Source organism: Rhizobium sp. L51/94 (genome assembly GCF_019355555.1).
Taxonomy (GTDB): Bacteria; Pseudomonadota; Alphaproteobacteria; order Rhizobiales; family Rhizobiaceae; genus Rhizobium; species Rhizobium rhododendri.
The window spans coordinates 32314-50165 of sequence record NZ_CP072143.1 but is presented as its reverse complement, the minus strand read 5'-3'; the positions used below and the strand labels follow the sequence as shown (position 1 = coordinate 50165).

The 17852-nt window shown below is 54.4% G+C and carries 14 protein-coding genes and 3 pseudogenes; 6 read left to right on the top strand and 11 right to left on the bottom strand.

The genetic code is table 11. The annotated features are described in order from the left end of the window. The first annotated feature begins 212 nt into the window (after window positions 1–212). From J5274_RS24425 to J5274_RS24415, 3 genes are all read left to right on the top strand, one after another. Window positions 213–1736 carry a sugar ABC transporter ATP-binding protein gene (locus tag J5274_RS24425; protein WP_219275848.1) on the top strand — a complete coding sequence of 508 codons (1524 nt, stop codon included), beginning with the start codon at window positions 213–215 and terminating at the stop codon, window positions 1734–1736. An 11-nt stretch (window positions 1737–1747) separates the two neighbouring features. Further along, window positions 1748–2710, top strand: coding sequence for an ABC transporter permease (locus J5274_RS24420; RefSeq protein ID WP_219275847.1), 963 nt, complete (start codon window positions 1748–1750; stop codon window positions 2708–2710). A gap of 166 nt (window positions 2711–2876) precedes the next feature. Continuing rightward, complete coding sequence (locus J5274_RS24415) at window positions 2877–3839, top strand: substrate-binding domain-containing protein (protein ID WP_219275846.1); 963 nt, start codon at window positions 2877–2879, stop codon at window positions 3837–3839. Between the two features lie 254 nt (window positions 3840–4093). Here J5274_RS24415 and J5274_RS24410 read toward each other — a convergent pair whose 3' ends face one another. The 8 genes from J5274_RS24410 to J5274_RS24375 form a co-directional block, all read right to left on the bottom strand. Continuing rightward, window positions 4094–7228: an efflux RND transporter permease subunit gene (locus tag J5274_RS24410; RefSeq protein ID WP_219275845.1), complete on the bottom strand. Its 3135-nt coding sequence runs from the start codon at window positions 7226–7228 to the stop codon at window positions 4094–4096. Between the two features lie 11 nt (window positions 7229–7239). Continuing rightward, the gene (locus tag J5274_RS24405; protein ID WP_219275844.1) at window positions 7240–8412 is read right to left on the bottom strand and encodes an efflux RND transporter periplasmic adaptor subunit; all 1173 of its coding nucleotides are present in this window, start codon (window positions 8410–8412) and stop codon (window positions 7240–7242) included. A gap of 235 nt (window positions 8413–8647) precedes the next feature. Next, on the bottom strand, window positions 8648–9328 hold the full coding sequence (locus tag J5274_RS24400) for a DUF3313 domain-containing protein (protein WP_219275843.1): 681 nt from the start codon (window positions 9326–9328) through the stop codon (window positions 8648–8650). Window positions 9329–9458: 130 nt separating this feature from the next. Continuing rightward, window positions 9459–10799 carry a HAMP domain-containing sensor histidine kinase gene (locus tag J5274_RS24395; protein ID WP_219275842.1) on the bottom strand — a complete coding sequence of 447 codons (1341 nt, stop codon included), beginning with the start codon at window positions 10797–10799 and terminating at the stop codon, window positions 9459–9461. Then, entirely contained in the window at window positions 10796–11530 is a 735-nt protein-coding gene (locus J5274_RS24390) for a response regulator (RefSeq protein WP_224129944.1), read from the bottom strand. The genes J5274_RS24395 and J5274_RS24390 overlap by 4 nt, the downstream gene beginning before the upstream one ends. A gap of 365 nt (window positions 11531–11895) precedes the next feature. Further along, window positions 11896–12237: a hypothetical protein gene (locus tag J5274_RS24385; protein WP_219275841.1), complete on the bottom strand. Its 342-nt coding sequence runs from the start codon at window positions 12235–12237 to the stop codon at window positions 11896–11898. After that, window positions 12224–12715 carry a hypothetical protein gene (locus J5274_RS24380; protein ID WP_219275840.1) on the bottom strand — a complete coding sequence of 164 codons (492 nt, stop codon included), beginning with the start codon at window positions 12713–12715 and terminating at the stop codon, window positions 12224–12226. Before J5274_RS24380 ends, J5274_RS24385 begins: the two co-directional genes overlap by 14 nt. Before the next feature lie 346 nt (window positions 12716–13061). Then, window positions 13062–14111 (bottom strand): hypothetical protein, encoded by a 1050-nt coding sequence (locus J5274_RS24375; RefSeq protein WP_219275839.1) that lies wholly within the window; start codon window positions 14109–14111, stop codon window positions 13062–13064. A 208-nt stretch (window positions 14112–14319) separates the two neighbouring features. Here J5274_RS24375 and J5274_RS24370 point away from each other — a divergent pair, with 208 nt between their 5' ends. Next, on the top strand, window positions 14320–15615 hold the full coding sequence (locus J5274_RS24370; protein WP_219275838.1) for a hypothetical protein: 1296 nt from the start codon (window positions 14320–14322) through the stop codon (window positions 15613–15615). Between the two features lie 141 nt (window positions 15616–15756). Here J5274_RS24370 and J5274_RS24365 read toward each other — a convergent pair. Continuing rightward, a pseudogene (locus tag J5274_RS24365) lies at window positions 15757–15882 on the bottom strand (IS110 family transposase); the annotation flags it as partial. Between the two features lie 2 nt (window positions 15883–15884). Here J5274_RS24365 and J5274_RS24360 point away from each other — a divergent pair. Together J5274_RS24360 and J5274_RS24355 are read left to right on the top strand one after the other, a co-directional pair. After that, a pseudogene (locus J5274_RS24360) lies at window positions 15885–16246 on the top strand (IS21 family transposase); the annotation flags it as partial. Continuing rightward, window positions 16246–16756, top strand: a pseudogene (locus J5274_RS24355) (ATP-binding protein); the annotation flags it as partial. The pseudogenes J5274_RS24360 and J5274_RS24355, both read left to right, overlap by 1 nt. 91 nt (window positions 16757–16847) lie before the next feature. Here the strand turns inward: J5274_RS24355 and J5274_RS24350 are convergent. Further along, on the bottom strand, window positions 16848–17546 hold the full coding sequence (locus tag J5274_RS24350) for a tyrosine-type recombinase/integrase (protein ID WP_219275837.1): 699 nt from the start codon (window positions 17544–17546) through the stop codon (window positions 16848–16850). After that, window positions 17547–17843 carry a site-specific integrase gene (locus J5274_RS24345; protein WP_219275836.1) on the bottom strand — a complete coding sequence of 99 codons (297 nt, stop codon included), beginning with the start codon at window positions 17841–17843 and terminating at the stop codon, window positions 17547–17549. Between the last annotated feature and the right edge of the window lie 9 nt (window positions 17844–17852).

The following is a 17852-nucleotide window of genomic DNA, read 5'->3' as shown; positions in this document are numbered from 1 at the left end:
TATGCCATAAGTTGCCGTTTGCAATTGCGAACGCCGTTTATATAAGCAATTTCGGACAGTTAATCGCAATGCTTTTATCACAGACATCATTCTGCTGCAACGCAATGACTAATATTTGCACGTTTACCCAACGAAATGTTGCAGATTTTTTGCATGTAGTTTATGAAAGCGCTTCAAGCGGGAGACTTGAAGGTTTTTCGGGAGGAGATCGTATGGCGAATTCTATCGAAACAGCGCCACGGCACGGCATCCCCGCCGCCGTCCCAGGCCTCCTGTTGTCGGCCAGCGGCATCAAGAAGACCTATGGTCATGTCGCAGCGCTGACCGATGGACGTCTCGAACTGCGGCCAGGGTCGGTGCATGCATTGTGTGGCGGCAATGGCGCTGGAAAATCGACTTTCCTCAGCATCCTGATGGGGCTGACCCGTCCCGACGATGGGCAGATAGATCTAGATGGTGCGCCTGTGCACTTCGGGTCGCCGCGAGAAGCGCTGGAGGCCGGAATCGCGATCATCACCCAAGAGCTCAGACCCATTCTCGAGGCGACGGTCGCGGAGAATATCTTTCTTGGCCGTGAGCCCACCCGCTTCGGCGTCGTCGATTACCCGACTCTATTCAAGAACGCGCAAGAGTTACTCGATCGGTTGAAATTCCCGATAGATCCGAGGGCACGCGCCGGCGACCTGTCTATCGCCAAGATACAGCTGGTCGAAATCGCCAAGGCGATCAGTCAGAATAGCAAGGTTCTGATCATGGACGAACCGACCTCGGCCATCGGCGAGGCGGAAACCGATATCCTCTTCGAGGCGATTCGGTCACTAACACGACAAGGCGTCGGCGTCGTCTACGTCTCGCATCGCCTGAGCGAACTGTTCCGGATTGCCGAAGACTATACCGTCTTCCGCGATGGCGCTTTCGTCCAAGCCGGCAAGCTTCACGACATCGACCGGGAGGAACTGGTGCGGCTAATCGTAGGCCGCGCCGTCAAGCCACTATCGGCGGATCAGCGCGAGCCGGGGGCGACAGTCCTCGAGGTCAAGGACTACTCCAGGGGCGACCAGTTCCAGAACATCAGCCTTAAACTGCGCGAGCGGGAAATTCTCGGCGTGTTCGGGCTGATGGGCGCCGGGCGAAGCGAATTTCTGGATGCCCTGTTCGGCATCACAAAACAGGATAAAGGCGAGCTCCAAATCGACGGAAAACGCGTCACGGTTTCCTCGCCGCAAGACGCGATCTCGAAGCGGATGGCGCTCGCGACCGAAGACCGGAAGGAGACCGGCCTGATCCTGTGTCGCCCTATCCGGGAGAACATCTCTCTGTCCGCGCTGCGCAAATATTCGTCGTTCGGCTTTGTCAAGCGTCGCAGCGAAAAGAAGATCGTCGCGGAGATGGCGCAGGCCTTTTCCCTGCGCATGGGATCGGCGGAAGACGACGTCCAGGATCTCTCCGGGGGTAATCAGCAGAAGGTCGTCCTATCCAGATGCCTGGTAACCAACCCGCGCATCCTGCTGTGCGACGAGCCGACACGTGGCATCGACGAGGGTGCCAAGCAGGCGATCTACGCATTCCTGCGGACTTTCGTCGCAGACGGGAAAACCGCCCTGGTGGTGTCGTCGGAGCTCGACGAAATCCTCCAGGTCGCAGACCGAATTCTGGTGTTCCGGCGCGGCAGGATTGTTGGCGACATCCTCGCCGCCGACGCCACCCACGAACACCTTCTTCATCTCGCATCGTGAAAGACAATTTCATGTCCAGAATCAACCATGCAAGCCTGATCGACATGGCCTCGCGCTACGGAATTGCCGCCGGCTTTGTCGTCCTCTGCATTTTCCTGTCGTTTGCCAGCCCGTATTTTGCGACTTGGGACAACATCGGCAATATCCTGGCACAGGTGTCGATCAACGGCATCATGGCAGTTGGGCTGACCTTCGTCATCCTGGCAGCCGGCATCGACCTTTCGGTCGGCTCCATTCTGGCGCTCGCCGGTATCGTGTCCGCGAGTGTCGTGACCGCGTCCGATCTCGACCTCGGGATGGCTGCGGCATTGCTGGTCGGGTTGGCCGTCGGCGCAGCCGCGGGTGCGATCAATGGCGCGATCATTGCCGGGTCGAGAAGCATTCCTCCGTTTATTGTTACCCTCGGGATGCTCAGTGCCGGTCGCGGACTGACGCAGATCTATAACCACGGATCGCAGATTTCCGATCTCTCCGACAATTTCATGATGATCGGCAACGGGCAGCTCTGGGGCATTCAGTACTCCGTCTATATCTTTGCCGTCGTCGCCATCATCTCGTTCCTGGTCCTGAAGTTCACCCGTTTCGGCCGCTACGTCTACGCCGTCGGCGGCAACGAGCGCGGTGCGCGGACGGCAGGCGTCAATATCGGCTTCATCAAATTCTCAGTCTATCTTATCAGCGGCGTTTGTGCCGCGCTGTCCGGCATCATCTTCACATCGCGCGCGACGTCAGCCTCCCTGCAGGCCGGTCTTGGCTACGAGCTCGATGCGATCGCGGCTGTGGTGATCGGCGGCACCAGCCTTGCCGGCGGCCGCGGCGGCGTGGTCGGCACGATTCTTGGCGCCCTGCTGATCGGCGTCATCAACAACGGCCTCGATCTTCTCTCCGTCGACTCGGGCAACAAGCAGGTCATCAAGGGCCTGGTGATCGTTTCCGCTGTGTTTCTGGACACCGTACGAGCGCGGGCAAGATAAACGCAGCGATCGCCTCGGTAGCCGCTGGTCGAAACCAACCATCATTGTGGAGAGGGGTCGCCCTCTTCGCTCACGTTCGGGAGATGTGCACCCGCGTCATTGCACATAATTGGAGGAAGCGATGATTACTCGGAGAAATACACTGAGGCTGCTAGCCGCGGCGGGCATGCTGCCGCTGGCCGGAAGGGCAGCGTTCGCAGCGGGAACAAAGCCCGTGAAGGTGGGAGCCGCGGTCTATGGTCTGAAAAACGAATATGCCCAGATCTGGGCAAGCGAAATCAAGAAACACCCGGCCTTTTCCAATGGTTTGGCGGAGATCACAGTGTTTGACGGTAACTACGACCATTCCACCCAGGCTTCGCAGTTCGACCTGATGGTGACGCAGAAGTATGACGTGGCGATCTACATCCCGATCGACAGCTATGCCGCCAAGGGCGTGATTCACAAAGCCGAATTGCGCGGTCTCCCGGTCGTCGGCTCGAATGGTCCGTCGAAGAGCGACGAGCTTGTGTCGTTCGTTGGCTCGGACGACGTCGCGGCTGGACAATATGAAGCGGAAGTGCTTTTCAAGGCGATGGGCGGCAAAGGCAATATCGTTGTGCTCATCGGACCTGAAGGAAACCTTGGCCAGGAGTTGAGGACGAAAGGTAACAAAACCGCCCTCGATGCCAACAAGGATATCACCGTTCTTGAACGCAAGACCGGCAACTGGTCGCGCTCCGAGGGCATGGTGCTGATGCAGAATTGGCTCACGTCGCACAAGAGCAAGATACAGGGAGTCCTTGCTCAGAACGACGAGATGGGTCTAGGTGCGATCGCTGCGATGAAAGCGGCAGGTATAGACCCTAAGACAATTCCGGTTGTCGGCATCGATGGTGTGACCGACGCCATCAGAGCCGTCAAGAATGGCGAAATGATCTTGTCGATACGCCAGGACGCCCATACTCAAGCACAAGGGGCCGTTGACGTTGCGCTGCGCAAGGTTATTGGCGACTCCTATAAGCCGCTGTCGGATTGCTGGAGTGAATATCCTCAAATGCCTTGGGGCGATGGCACCGCCAAGCTCTATCCGGTTCCCTGGACTTATGTCACATCCGAGAACGCTGACAAATTCCTAGCCGTAAAGTAGTAACTTTCAACTGATTGCAGCGGCTCACACATTGGTGGGTCGCTGCTTTCATTGTTTCACAAAGCCAGTCCGACATTCCAATTAAGCCTGTCCTAGACTGAAGCAGTCAGCCGGCCGATCAACAAATCGGCTTACGATTGAAGATGAACGACTTATTGTTGCATTCAGACGAATTAATCCTCCGACCAAGCACGGGCTTCAGTTTTTCCCATGAAGGGCATCAAGCACTGACCAGTGAATATCTGGCCTAGGCGTCACTCTACTGCAATTCGTGGGCGCTCAACAGCCTGAGCTTGCTTTTGGCTTTTCGTAAACTTCATCACGAAGACAAAGAAGACTGGAACGAAAAAGATTGCTAGAAGTGTGGCCGATATCATTCCGCCGAGGACGCCGGTACCGATAGCAGTCTGGCTGGCTGACCCGGCTCCAGTGGCAATAGCGAGAGGTACAACGCCAAGGGAAAATGCCAGTGAGGTCATCAAAATTGGCCTGAAGCGAAGATGCGCCGCCTCGACCGCAGCGTCAACTGACGACTTGCCAGCAGCCCTTAGGTCTTTTGCGAACTCGACAATGAGAATAGCGTTCTTCGCCGACAAACCCATGATCGTAATCAGGCCGACCTTGAAGTAGACGTCGTTGGGCATATCGCGCAGCATCACCGCGCCAACAGCCCCGATAATACCGAGAGGGATGACGAGCAGCACAGAGAGTGGAATAGCCCAGCTCTCGTAGAGCGCGGCAAGGCAAAGAAACACCAGCAGCACGGAAAGGCCAAGAAGCATCGGAACTTGCGATCCCGACTGGATCTCTTGCAGCGACTGGCCGGTCCACTCGTAGCCAAAGCCTGCTGGAAGCGTCTTGGCGATGCGCTCGACCTCCGTGATGGCGTCACCGGATGAATACCCGCTTGCTGCCTGCCCGCTGAACCGGACTGCCGGGAAACCGTTGTAGCCGACAATCTGTGCGGATCCTTTGGTGAATTCGTATCTCGCGAATGCTGAAATCGGAACCATTCCGCCCGCCGCGTTTCTGACGGTAAGTTTCATCACATCAAAGATGGTCCCACGCTTTCCCGCATCCGCCTGCACAGTCACGCGTTGCATCCGTCCGGAGTTCGGGAAGTCGTTGACGTAGGACGAGCCGAGGTTAATACTGATTGTCTGGTTGATATCGGCAAATGTCACGCCATAAGTATTTGCCTTCTCGCGGTCGATTGTCAGCACAGTTTGCGGCGCGTCCGAAAGGCCCTCAACCATCACCCCAATCAAAACGGGGCTCTTGCGGGCCTCTGCCAGAAATTGGTCGCGCGCTTCGTTCAGCGCTGCAGTCCCCAGATTTCCTCGGTCCTGGAGCCGGAATGCGAAGCCGTTGGTGCTCCCCAGGCCGGAAATTGCAGGTGGTGACAATGCGAAGGCACTTGCATCCTTGATCATCTGGAAGCCGGCATTGAACTTTGCCGACAGTGCCTGTGCCGACTGATTGGCCGTCCTCTCGCTCCAATCCTTGAGAGTGATGAACGAGAGTCCTGCGTTTTCGCCCGATCCAGAGAAACTAAACCCGCTGATCGCGACGAGACGCTCAACAGATGGTTCTGAGGTGACGATTTTCTCCATGGCCTTGATAGAATCGAGCGTACGCTTTGCTGTCGCGTCGGCTGGCCCCTGGACCTGAGCCAGCAACGTCCCCTGGTCTTCGTTGGGCAAGAATGACGATGGAAGCTGCAGGAACATCCACGCCGTCACCACAGCCACGGCGAGATATACGAGCATCACCCGACCTGCCCTTCGCAGAAGGCTTGCCACCCATCCGCTATACGTCTTCGACCCTCGGTGAAAGCCTCGGTTGAACCAGCCGAAGAAGCCCTTTTTTGTGTGAGACTGGCCTTTCTCGACGGGCTTAAGAAACGTCGCGCAGAGTGCCGGCGTCAGTGAAAGGGCTAGGAACGCCGAGAAAAGAATGGAAGCGACCATTGTTAAAGAAAACTGCCTGTAAATCACGCCGACAGCGCCGGGGAAGAACGCCATAGGAACGAAGACGGCTGTCAAAACCAGTGTGATGCCAATGACGGCCCCGCTGATCTCAGTCATCGCCTTCTTTGTCGCCTCCTTGGGTGAAAGCCCTTCTAAGGTCATGATCCGCTCGACATTCTCGACAACGACAATCGCGTCATCCACCAGAATCCCAATGGCGAGGACCATGCCGAACATGGTGAGAACGTTGACGGAGAACCCAAGCACGTACATGACGCCACAAGCACCAAGCAAAGCGATTGGCACCACAATGGTTGGAATGATCGTATAGCGAAAGTTCTGGAGGAAGAGGAACATCACGGCGAACACGAGAACCATTGCCTCGACAAGCGTCATCAGCACCTGCTCGATAGAAATGTTGACGAACGGTGTGGTGTCGTAGGGTATGGAATATTCAATATCACTCGGAAAGGAGGGTGCAAGTTCGGTCAGGCGAGCCCTAATGGCGGTGGCTGTCTTCAGCGCGTTGCCGCCAGGGGCAAGTTCTATGGAAGCTCCAGCGGCAGGCTTCCCATTGATGCGAACCGATGTCGCATAGCTATCTGCACCCACTTCAATTCGCGCCACGTCACCAAGTCGAACAGTCGAGCCGTCAGTTTCTGCGCGAAGCACGATCTTACCGAATTCTTCCGGCGTGGTGAGTTGGCCTTTGATCAATAGGGAGCCTGTTGTGCGGCGATCCGGCAAAGATGGGGACGTGCCAAGACGGCCTGCAGCGACCTGCGCATTTTGGGCCTGGATAGCTGCTGTGACGTCGGCGGGCGTCAGATTGAGGCCAAGCAATTTGTCGGGGTTGAGCCACACGCGCATGGCGCGCTCGCTACCAAACAGTTGGGCGTTGCTGACACCCGGAACACGGCGCAACTCATTGGCAATGTTTCGGCTCATGTAATCGCCGAGTGAAATGCCGTCCGTCGAACCACTTTTAGAGGTGAGCGCCACCAAAAGCAGCGTTCCGCCCCCCGCTGTGTCGACGTTGATTCCTTGTTGAACAATCGATGCCGGGAGCCTGGCTTCGACCCGTTTGATGCGGTTTTGGACGTCGACGGCCGCCGTTTCAGGAACCGTTCCCGGCTCGAATGTCACAGTAATCTTGATCGAACCAGCCGCGTCGGATGTTGATTCATAATAGAGCAGCCGAGGAACGCCGTTCAGTTCCTCCTCCATCAGGCGCGTCACGCCTTCGTAAGTATCTTCCGGGGAAGCGCCAGGATAGGTGGCCGTGACGGTGATTTGAGGCGGCGCTACATCTGGATACTGGGAAATAGGAAGTAGGAAGAGCGAGATCGCCCCCCCGAGCATAATTGCGATGGCGAGAACCCAAGCGAACACTGGACGTTCGATAAAGAAGGCTGGCATCGAAATTATCCCTACTTCTCTGCGGAGGAGCTTGTCGAGGCTGTCCCGGGCCACGGCTCAGCCTTGACAACCGCGCCGGGGGCAAACTTCTGAAATCCCTCCACCACGACCCTGTCTTCAGGGGCCAAACCCTTGACTACAACCCAGCGGCCTTCAACAATCCAGCCGAGCGTCACGTTGCGAACTTCGACTTTGCCTTTGGCGTCGACAATATATAACTGAGGTTTTCCGGCAGTATCGCGTTGCACTGCTTGCTCCGGCACAGCGAATGCTCCTTCCAGAGAACCCTGCTGCAGTTTTGAGCGAACATACATGCCCGGAAGCAGATTGTGTTCCGGATTTGGAAACTCGCCCCTAAGGATCAGTTGCCCAGTCTGCGCATTCACGCTTGCTTCAGAAAACAACAGCTTGCCTTCGTGCGGGTACGGACTGCCCTGCTCCGTCACGAGCTTCATGGCTACCCCCTCCCGGCCCTCCTCCTTAAGCTGACCCGTCTTGATAGCATTTCGTAATAGTATCAGTGTGTCGGCGGGCTGGGTGAAGTCAGCATAAATTGGATCAATCTGTTGGATTGTCGCCATCACGTCGGAGGTTGGGCTGACCAACGTGCCTTCGGTGATGAGCGCGCGGCCGATTGTGCCGGTGATGGGAGCCTTGATCTGCGTATATTGAAGGTCGAGCTGGGCCGAGCGCAAATTCGCTTCCGCTTGGGAGACCTCCGCGTTGCTCTGGGCCAGCGTTGCGATTGCCGTCTCGCTGTCGTCTGCGCTGGTAACCCCCCTTTGCTGCAACTGTGTTTGTCTATCGGACTTCTGGGAAGCCAATTTCCGGGCCGCTATGGCGCTGTCAACTGCAGCTTGTGCTGAATCGACCTTGGCCTGAAAGGGGGCCGGGTCAATCAGATAAAGGAGATCGCCTTCTTTAACGCCAGCTCCTTGCTCGAAAACGCGCTTCAGCACCAGCCCCGTGACGCGCGGACGGACGTCAGCAGTAATCATCGAAGCAACGCGCCCCGGCAATTCACTGACCACCGGTAGAGTTTCCGGCCTCACCTGCACGACGGACACAGGTGTTGGTGGTGCTGCCGAAGCCTTTTTATCGCTGTTCTCCTTGCTGCAGGCCGCCAGCGGGAGGACGGCGCACGCCAATAAGGCGGCGCGCGTGGTTTGAAGCAGAAACGGCATAAATTACCCCGATATCTCGTCGTTGGGTGAAAGATCCGAAAACCCCATTTTTGGCGAGCGCGAAACGGTGTCGTTTCGCCAAATCGTGATGAAGATTTATTCACGAGGGACGCGTTTCACCGACCTCACCCGAGCTACGAGCATTTTTGACGCCTGCGCTTGTTGCCGCTGAAATAATCGGAACAGAAATTTACCGCGAATTGCCCGACGCTCATCCCTTTCCGAATAACCGCGGCTAATTACCCGCGATGAGCACAGGCTTCGACATCTGTTCCAACAGCGCGTCAGCGCCTTTTTCAATCCCGACTTTGGAGCCCTTAAGAGGCACAAAGGTTGCACCGATGTTCATCGCGCTTGGATATTGTTTGGTGACATAGGAAGATAGAAGCCGATTGCTCGAAGCATCATAAAGTTCCACGGCGTAGCTGACAGAACCCGCCATTGTCCCCTCACGACCGCGAACCGCCTGAGCTGCGTTGATGACACCCCCGCCTACGTCAATATGCGAAAACGGGCCGAGAACAGGCGTTGTGTCCTTAGCGCCGGTCAAGGTCAGGTGAAGCCTCGCAGTACGGGGCCCGGGATTGCTCACCACCGCGTACTTCGTCCTCAGCTTTGCTGTGAATTCATTCTGCATATAATTAGCAAGGACAACCTTATCCCTGTCAGCGATCTTGACGAATTGATTGTCAGGCCCTGAATATATGGTGACGGGATCCACGATGATCTTATCATACTGCCGCCAGTCAACGTTGCTCGTGTAGCGATAAGGCACCCGACCGCTCGCGTCGTCGGTGGCGGGTCGAAGCTGCGAAGCTGAAGCAAGCCCAGCATAGACTGTCGGGTCAGCGGTCGTACACCCCGAGACAACGGCAGAGATTGCGATCAACCCGATACTAAACTGAATAAATTTCATGTTCTCTATAGGCTCCAAGAAAGGGTGTTCTGACACCATCGTTTGCTGGAGCCTGTTGTATTCGATCTACGTGTTGCGGTGTCTTCTGAAATGTTTCAATATGTTCGGCGACTATACGACGCCTAACCAGCTATAAACGGTCGCTCTGCTGCGGAACGAGTTTGATAGCAATTGTGAGCCCATTTGGAACACTGTCTCGCAGCTCGAACCGCCCGCCATGCCCCTTTATAATAATGCCTTGTGCGATCGTAAGGCCGAGTCCGAGACCGCCCTTGATGCCAATTTGGCGCGATTCGTCAGCTTTAAAAAAAGGCTCCAAGACCTTTGCTTTCAAATCCCCCGATAACCCCGGGCCGTTGTCGCAAACTTGAATTTCGATCTCACCATCGACAACGTTTTTGAGTTTCAGTTCGATGCGCGTTGCGTATCGAGAGCCGTTTTCGATGAGATTGTTGAGCGCGCGGGTCATTGCCTGCGGCTTACAAACATATACTAACTTCCTAGGTCCTATATAGGTAACGTCAACGCCGGTATCGACAAAGTCGGATGTGATTGTTTGCAAAAGACTAGACAGGTCGACCTTACGTGCCTTTTCAGTAGCAGATGGATCATTGAAGTAGGCGAGACATTCGTCCACCATAAAGGCTAGGGTTGTTATGTCACTTAACATAAGTTGTTTGAGTTCCGGCTCGGTTGAGCGCTCGGCCCGCATTTTAAGACGGGTCAGAGGGGTACGAAGATCATGCCCGACAGAACTCAGGACGCGGGTTCGATATTCCGCCATGGTCTGAATCCGGGTGCGCATGACATTCAATGACTCCGCCAAGCTCCGTATCTCAGACGCACCATCTGCCAGAAACGGCTCGTCAGTGCTGTCGTCCAAACTCACTCGCTTTGCAGCCGCCGCGAAACGCCGCAGCGGATTGGTAATCAACAGGCTGCTGAAATAGGCAAGGACAAGGAGAGGCACAACAATTTTCAGAAGTCCGCTCGCGACGGCAGGCGCGAACCACACTTCAGCAGGAAACTTGGGTACGGAAAATGTAAAGACACGTTCTGTATCGACGCGCACAGTCAAAACATTAGGCACAATTTCGCCTAAAAATAAGTAGCTGATGGACTCGAGTATATTACCCGCTGTTAGAGCTTTCGCCCGCGATACGAGTTCATCGGGAGAGGAGATAACAACCTGCGAAGTCGACAACTCATTCGCCAGCAGCTTTTCGACCAGAATCCCCATGCTTGCCGCTGTATCCCGAACAGCTTTTTCTTCCTGAGGTGTCTTGGCATCTTTCAATAATACGAATAGCGTTTCCGCTCGGCCAGCGAACAGGCCATTTTGGAACTCACGATCTTGTCTACCGTATATGAACGGCTCGGTGAACATAGCGACGACTGAAACCAGCACAACAAGCAATGTCGCAAGTGTAAGGATCTGTTGCTGTATTGAAGCTCGACGTAAATTTCTCATCGGGTTTGCTCAACCTTAGAGGCAAACATATACCCCCCAAGCCGCACCGTTTTGATAAAGGTGGGATCTTTAAGATTGGGCTCGATCTTCTGTCTAACCCGGCTGATATGAGCGTCGATGCTTCGCTCGACGGGTCCGGCAGATCCCGCATGGGTCATCGAAAGTAGTTGCTCGCGGTTTAGAATTTTGTTCGGGTTTGAGCAAAACGCGAGGAGTAGATCAAATTCAGCTGTCGTCATGGAAACCTGCACTCCATCTGGATCATGAAGCTGCCTGCTCTTGGGGTCGATACGCCAGCCTGCAAATGTCATAGGCGCTAGATCGGGTTCCGAATCCTTCCCGTGTGCGCTTCGACGCAAGATGCTTTTTATCCGCGCTATTAATTCACGAGAATTGAAAGGCTTGGTCACATAGTCATCAGCTCCGAGCTCCAGGCCAAGAATACGATCGATGTCCTCACGCATCGCGGTCAACATCAGGATCGGAACCGACCGTGATGATCGCAATCGCCTACATATGCTAAAACCGTCCTCGCCTGGAAGCATCGCATCAAGTACGATAAGATCGAAGGTTTGGATGAGCAAAAGTCGGTCCATCTCGAGCCCACTTGCGACCGACATCGCCTGAAAGCCATTTCCTTGAACCAGTTCGACTAGCATGCCGGCGATGTCAGGGTCATCCTCGACGATGAGTACATTGGACTGGTCCGAAACCACCATATCGTACGCCATATTTGGTCGCCCTAATTTGCACTCGTCCTAGTCTCAATGTCTGCAGCGGGCGGCAATCAGATCTTTGATTGTTCGAGATCCCACACAAGTCCCTTCCGCTGGACGTAGTGGCTCCTCGCGCCCAGTGACTAGAGCATTCCCATGGAATTCGATGGCTGGAGCGCTTTATCAGAAAAGGTGTCGATTGTCTTGCAAAGTTCTATGCGAATATGTTGCGGTATGTTGTGGCGGCTCGGTCGCGGAACGGTAGTGAGATAGAACCAGCTACTGTTTGGGCCTAATCTATCTATCGATAAGCACGATGGTAATGTAGCAAGCGCGCGCGACAAACAGGAAAAAAATGCCATGGGAACTAGCCCAGTCGCTTAGCGCCTCAAAGCGACGTGATTACGTATTTCGCCTATCACCGAGAGAACCGCTTTCTTAAAGATGTTGCCAATCGAAATGAGGACGAAAAAGGCAGTGATAACTAACCCCGCGGTCGAAGCCGCGCCGATTGCCAATATCATGATGATGCAACCTCCATAAAGAAGCAGCTCCCGCTTCAAAGCTGCATTTTGAAACTCATCCACCGTGGACATCCAGAGACGAGGTTTCTCCCGAGCAATCGTAAACGGACTCTTCTCCGCTTCAAGCGATTGGTCTATTTTGCTGTTTGTATCACTGGCCTCATCTAGCCCAAGGCTCTTCTGCCTAACGACGTTCATTTTTAACAACTCGCATCGCAGGAAGCCGGTTGTTATAAAATGAAATGCTAGCATTCAACAACGTAGAGAAGAGCCCAACTTTTCGGCGGTGCTCTGAGGAAGGATTGTCATATTTGCTAAATCCGCGCGTTAGCCTCGGAACGTTCAAGATTCTGAGGCGCTCCATGAAAGCATTGCCATCAAATCGCCTTGGCCAAGCGGTGGAATCTGTTTGATCAATGTGGCCATCATAAAAAAACACTTCAAGGTTCAAGACGGGAATGAGCTTTATGTTTCGAACCGTAGCGATACCTGGCCGGGTTGTTACTGCCAGGGTATAAGTTCCTGAGCGGAGTGCATCGAACAATGCAGGGACAGTGTAGACAGCGACCGCTGTATATCCATGCTTCTCAAGCTGTGAGATCACCACATCAGCTGCGCGCTTTGTAAGAAAGACGAGGATTGGGCTGCGGTGCTCAATTTCGGACTGCTGCGTCACAATAATTACTCCTGGTTATTAACAGAACTACCTCATGTCTTTGCAGCGGTGTGTGTAGAAATATTCGATTTTGTTGCAGCTCTATCACTTTTAAAAGGGATCGTATCGATCTCTGCAGGCAACTCCTCGATCAACCATCACTACTAGAGGGGTACCGCAGGTCGGCGAGTCACATCACGGGAAGACCTCAGAATACCCCGACTGGCAGCGCCCATGCGTAGCTTAACGCCTTCGACATCCAGACGTCCGAAACGAGGCTTACAATTTTTAAGATATTTACCGTCGTTTTCCACGGCTCGACAGCAATCTTCGTGCGAAAGCACAAAGCTGCACGCAAAATTGGTCGTCACAAAAACCTTTCTCCCGGGCGCTCCATCGCTATCACCAACTTATAATACAAGTCATCCACGATCTTCCGCTGAGCGATCCCAAGCGAAGCGTAGTGGTCCAGTCCAGGGGCAGAATTGATTTCAATAATCCGGTGCGGACTAGCCGACGGGGTGTCTTCGATCAACCCGTCGATCATCAAATCGACACCCGCCAAACGGAGGCCCATATCCCTCGAAACATCCCTTGCGAGTCTCGTGAAACCCTCACTTATTCGGTCGGTGACGTCAATCGCTGTACCTCCTGACGAAAGGTTAGCATTTTCTAACATCTTCAGTGATTTGCCACTCTCAAGGACGCTTTCAAATGTTAGCCCCTCTGCTTCCAAAGTGCGCCTGATCCGAAAGTCCGCTAAATCAATGGTTTCGCCACGGCCGTTCCGGCGGAACTCTTGCTGAACGCCATCGACTAGTTCACGAAGTGACAACTGGCCGTCCCCTGTGACTGTTAACGGGAGGCGATGGTATGCTGAGATGACTTTGCCGTCCAGCACGACTACGCGGTAGTCATTGCCGACGGCCGGGCGTTCGACGAGGATAACCTTATCCTCTTGCAAAGCGATCCTTGCAGATTCGTTAAACTCGCCTTCATTGCGGACCAAGCTTACGCCCACCCCCCGACTCTTACTGTTTGGCTTAACGAAGACGGGGAATCCAATCTGCCGGGCGTATGCTAATGCTGCGATATATCCCCGGTCCGAAGCCTTCACTTTCCTAGCCCACGTCTCTGAAAAGAAGCTTTCCCCCTCGGTAGCCGGATAACCCATAGAGTGAAGAAAGAATCGCGAATATTGCTTGTCACGAGCAATTGACGATGCGCCCATAGTGTTTAGATCGAACGTCGACGTCCGAAAATAGCGACGAACTCCGCTTTTGTAGGTTATCTGACCGACGCAATTCCATGTCTCTTCGACCAGGATTTTTGCATCAATTTGCGCGCACACCCTTTTAAGAGTGTCAACGATAGACGAACTAACGTGCATCGTGTCACACTTTTCGATCTCTGACATTCTCAAACTCCTATTGGTTGGCGGCGCTACGACGCGCGAGATCCGTTAGGATTTGCGAAACCCTGTTCTGGCTTTGCTCGTAAGCGACAGGTCGGCCGTAAATTGCGCCTACCACAACAAATCATTTGCAATACCCGTGTAATGAAATATCATTACACTGACAGGTGCCGCGCCGACGAGTAGAAGTTCTTCTAGATAGGTTTTTGGGATGAGATTATTAAATTCACATATGGTTGCTATTTTTTTGATTTGCTTCACCCATTCTGCTGCTGCTGGAGAGGCAAGGCTGATCGTCGCTGACACGCAGGCAGAGCATTTACTCGTCTATTCCGTACCCGAAATGACGCTTTTAGCCGACTTTCCCGGTATAAAGCTTGGCAGTCATGCCGGGACGATTTCATTATCTCATAACCAACTGCTATTCATGGACGAAAAGCGCGAAGAGATGGACGTGCTTGATGTTAATAGCGACGTGCCCAGAATCGCCGTTCGGATGTCAGCGCCCCTAGTTCATGGCGCTCGCTTCGGGTGGATTGCCGTGGACACCAGTCAAAGATTTGTCGCTGCAACATCAGATAACGATGAGGATGTAATCGAGACTCTGACCCTAGCCGATATCCGGAGACAGCTGTCACGCCAAGTAAACGTTGATACAACCAAACAAGAGCCGGAGCTCGGGGTCCTCGTCGGTGGTTCTCCGGCGCAGGTCATACTGAACCGTTCAATAAATCTCGAAGCGTACCCATTCGATCAACTTCTGAAGGGTGTTGTTACACAATTGCCGGCAAGCACATTTCCTCCGGAGTCCTCTCTATCGGTGGGAGTGGGGCATGGAGGAAGCTTCAGCAGTGTGTCCCAGACGCTAAGTGTCTCGACCACAAAGGGAATGGTAATATGCGCGCTGACAGCCGCAGGACTGAGCCTGCAAAAGACTGTGTCATGGGATGTAGCCGGAAAAGCGGGCGGGCAAAATTATCGCCAGCGCATGACTGCCGATCAACAGACAGTGTTTGGCCCGACGGTATCCGTAGTCATTCCCGCAGACTGGGCGACGGCATCCGTGGATATCCTTTGGATCGACATCAGAACAGCCACGGAAAAAAGGACGCCGCTGTCAAAAGGCCTCATCAGCAGAGGCGGAGTTTCATCAACACTTGCTGCCTACGCGACGATCGAACCCGAGGGTGATTTTCTGAAATTGATTAATGTCGAAAGTCAATCTCCTGGATTTCGTTCAATCGTGGGCAACATTCCCTTGCAATCCTTGACAAAACGGCCGCGTTCCGGATCCACACCTGTTGCCGGTGAAGGCAGATACGCTGCTATTACACCGGACGGAAAATGGGCATTTGCCACGCATGGTGGCGACGGTCTCATCTCCGTCATAAACACAACAACCAAGGCATTGGAAAAAACCATTCGAACACCGACAAGCCTTATTGGAGGTGGATACATTGTGGCTATCTCCGAAGATCAGGCGCTTTTTGAATATGCTGGACGTTAAACTGAACGACCCACGCATGCAGCAACGTTCATCCAATAAGAATGTCAACTTGTTCGGGATTCGAACGGGGGATGACCGATCCCCGGCGACGGGACCTGATGGGGCGAGGTTTCTTTCTCGCCCAAACTTTTCGGTTTCCGGTTATGCAACCATGCTCGCCAGTTGTTGGCCCCAGACTAATTCTGTTCCATCGACCCAGATGCGATGGAGCACTGTCGCCAGCTTACGCGCCAATGCGACCTTTGCTCGCCGCATTCCCCTGCGTTTAGGCCGGCGCGCTACGACCTCTCTCTGGACGTGCGCCCTTCGGGCAACTGCGGGATCTCATCCGTAAGGTTCAGGCTGATTGTGCCGTCGACCTCGATACGAACAGTTATTCTATACCCTGGCGTCTGATCGGTGAGCGTGCAGGTTGTCGTTATGGGCGGCCGCGACATTGTTCGCCACGGTGGTCAGGTTGTTGCGGACCATGCGCTATGTCTTGGTCGACGACAACGTATCGTGGATCGGCGCATTTTGTTAGCGTTGCGGGCTTGACGGGCGGGTAAACGCCGAATGTATTGAGACCGAACCTGCTATGCTGTTGCGACCGCTTGCCCAGTATGAAGCTATTATTGGAGGAGGCTGGTGATGTCGACAGTAGATCATGACCTATTGATCGCAACACTGGATCGGTTGAAGCTGACTGCGATCCGCGATCAACTGGATACACTCCTCGATGAAAGCGCGCGTTCGAAGATGGACATTGCGCGAGGCTCTGGCTTTCCTGGTGTCGCGAGAAATTGCTCGTCGTGATGAACGGCGGATCTCGACGTCGTGCAAAATCGCTCAGTTCCCTTTTGTCTGTGAGTTGGACGGTTTTGACTTCGGCGCGCAGCCATCACTGGACCAAAGGCAGATAAGAGAGCTTGCGACTTGCCGCCGGATCACTCACGGTGACACGGTCCTATTCCTGGGGGCGCCCGGCACTGGGAAAACCCATTTGGCCTTGAGCCTTGGCCGCGAAGCGATCCGCCAGAACTACAATGTCCAGTTTATCGCGGCCGCCACTTTGGTGGCGACACTGGCCAAGGCCCATGACGACGGCGTACTCGACAAGCAGTTGACGCTCCTGTCCCGGCCGGAGCTGCTCATCCTTGATTAATGTGCACTGCGCAGAGATGTGGAGTTGATACCGCATGAGCCCGTAACTGCGCACCTTTCCGACGATACCACTCCACATAACTGAGCTGCTATAAGCGGCGCAGCCAGCCTAACATCCCGCCATCATAAGCAATGATCGTCTGATCTTTTGTAGATGACATCACGTCCGGAAAGACCTGTTCGAGCGCTTGCCGCTTCATATCGATATCGGCTCGCGCGTAGCGCATCGTTACGTTCAGGCCCGAGTGGCCGAGCCACTGGCTGATGGTGGCAATGTCAACGCCCGCCTTGAGAAGGTGGATGGCCGTTGTGTGCCGCAGCGAGTGGGGATGGATGCTTTTTTCGGCCAGAGTGGACTCTTCCCGCGCGGCCATATCAACATATTTGCGCAGCAAGTATCGAACACCGAACCGGGTCAGCGGTGTGCCGCGGTCGTTGAGAAAGACTCGTTGCTCGGCGGGATTATCCGAGGGCGGATGCTGCGTGTTGATCAATTCCTGAAGAAGCTGGGCCGTGTTTCGCCAGATCGGGCAGAGGCGAACCTTGTTGCCTTTGCCATGCAGGCGCACCTGGCAGGGCGATACCAGACGAAGGTCACAAATGCGAAGGTTCAGAATTTCCTGAACTCGTGCACCCGTATTGAACATCAGCGAGAACAGTGCGTAATCCCGCCGTCCTGAAGGCGTGCGGCGGTCGATACACGCCAGGACGCTCTTGATTTCTGGCTCTTCGAGATATTCGACAGGTGCCACCCGCGCGCCCCTTTTGAAGGGAAGTGTCAACACCATTTACAGGTTATCCATATGTTCGGGATGCTCTGAGATCAGGAACCGCGCAAAGGTATGCATCGCCGCCAGCCTTGCATTGCGGGTCGCAATGCTGTTGCCACGCTCGACCTCAAGCGACGTGAGAAAGCTACCGATCCTGTCGGCATTGATGTCGGAGACGTCGATGCTTTCGACGGATCCCTTGGTCTCTGCCGCTGCAAATCGCAGGAACAGGACCATCGTGTCGCGATAGCTCCGGATCGTATGATGGCTCATGCCGCGGAGAGCGGGAAGATATTCTTGAAAGAAGCGTGCCATGCTTCGTCC